This is a genomic window from Corallococcus exercitus (genome assembly GCF_003611585.1).
GTDB lineage: Bacteria > Myxococcota > Myxococcia > Myxococcales > Myxococcaceae > Corallococcus > Corallococcus exercitus.
The window spans coordinates 1-1,180 of the sequence record NZ_RAVW01000798.1 but is presented as its reverse complement, the minus strand read 5'-3'; the positions used below and the strand labels follow the sequence as shown (position 1 = coordinate 1,180).

At 68.1% G+C, this 1,180-nt stretch carries 1 protein-coding gene; it reads right to left on the bottom strand.

Features of this window, described 5'->3' with window-relative positions; all coding sequences use genetic code 11:
* Nucleotides 1-183: 183 nt before the first annotated feature.
* The gene (locus D7W79_RS42110) at nucleotides 184-984 is read right to left on the bottom strand and encodes a ParA family protein (protein WP_242588840.1); all 801 of its coding nucleotides are present in this window, start codon (nucleotides 982-984) and stop codon (nucleotides 184-186) included.
* Between the last annotated feature and the right edge of the window lie 196 nt (nucleotides 985-1,180).

The window sequence follows — 1,180 nt, the reverse complement described above, 5'->3', positions numbered from 1 at the left end:
GGGGCGGCCTGGGGGATGAGGGCGGAGAGGCCCCGGCCCAGGGCGCGCTTCTGGGTGTCTGCGGTCTTCTGCACGGTGGTTGGGAACTCCCGCGCCAGCGTGGGGCCGGCGCGCATGGGCCTTGAGTGCTTCACGGCGAACCGGGCACCCGGTCCCACCATTCACATCTAATAAGGAGGGCGGTCAGGCGACCCGGCGCTTGGACGGCTTGGGGGAGTCCCGGCGCATCAGCTCGCGGCCGAGCGCCAGGTAGCTCTCGCAGCCCTTCGACTTGATGTCATAGAGGATGATCGGCTTGCCGAAGGACGGGCACTCGGACAGGCGCACGTTGCGCGGCACGACGGCCTGGAAGACCTGGTCCTTGAAGTAGCCGCGCACCTCGTCGACGACCTGGTGGGCGATGTTCGCCCGAGCGTCGAACATGGTGAGCAGGATGCCCTCCATCTTCAGCGAGGGGTTGAGCCCCTGCTTGACCAGGTCGATGGTGTGCGTGAGCTGGGAGAGGCCCTCGAGCGCGTAGTACTCGCACTGGAGCGGGATGAGGACGGAGTCCGCGGACACCAGCGCGTTGAGCGTGAGCAGGCCGAGCGAGGGCGGACAGTCGATGATGATGTAGTCGTACTTGTCCTTGAGCGGCAGCAGGGCTTCGCGCAGGCGGAACTCGCGCCGCTCCTGGTTCACCAGCTCCACTTCCGCGCCGGTGAGGTCGGGCGTGGCGGGGATGACCTGGAGGAAGCGCAGCTCGGTGGGGTGGATGAGCTCGGAGGCGGGACGGCCGCCGAGGAGCGCGTCGTAGACGGTGCCGTTGAGTGCGTCTCGCTTGAGGCCCAGGCCGCTGCCCGCGTTGCCCTGGGGGTCCATGTCCACCAGCAGGGTGCGGCGCTCCGCGGACGCGAGGCTCGCGGCGAGGTTGATGGCGGTGGTGGTCTTACCCACGCCGCCCTTCTGGTTGGAGATGCAGATGATACGACCCACGTGGCCCATCCTCTCTCGCCCCGGCTGACGCCAGAGCCCCCACACTAATTAGTGCCGGAGGTGCACGAGTTAGTGCTGATCAGGCAGCTAGCACGGGGTTCGAGGACGGATCAATTTCCCATCCGTGAGCGGGCCACTCTCGCTGCCCGGCCCCTCGCTCGGGAGCCTGTGGGTGGCCGCGCAGGGGTGGGAATGGGCGCGGAGG

Coding starts and splice junctions, on each gene's coding strand:
- D7W79_RS42110 (WP_242588840.1), bottom strand. CDS start 984: ATGGGCCACGTGGGTCGTATCATCTGCATCTCCAACCAGAAGGGCGGC.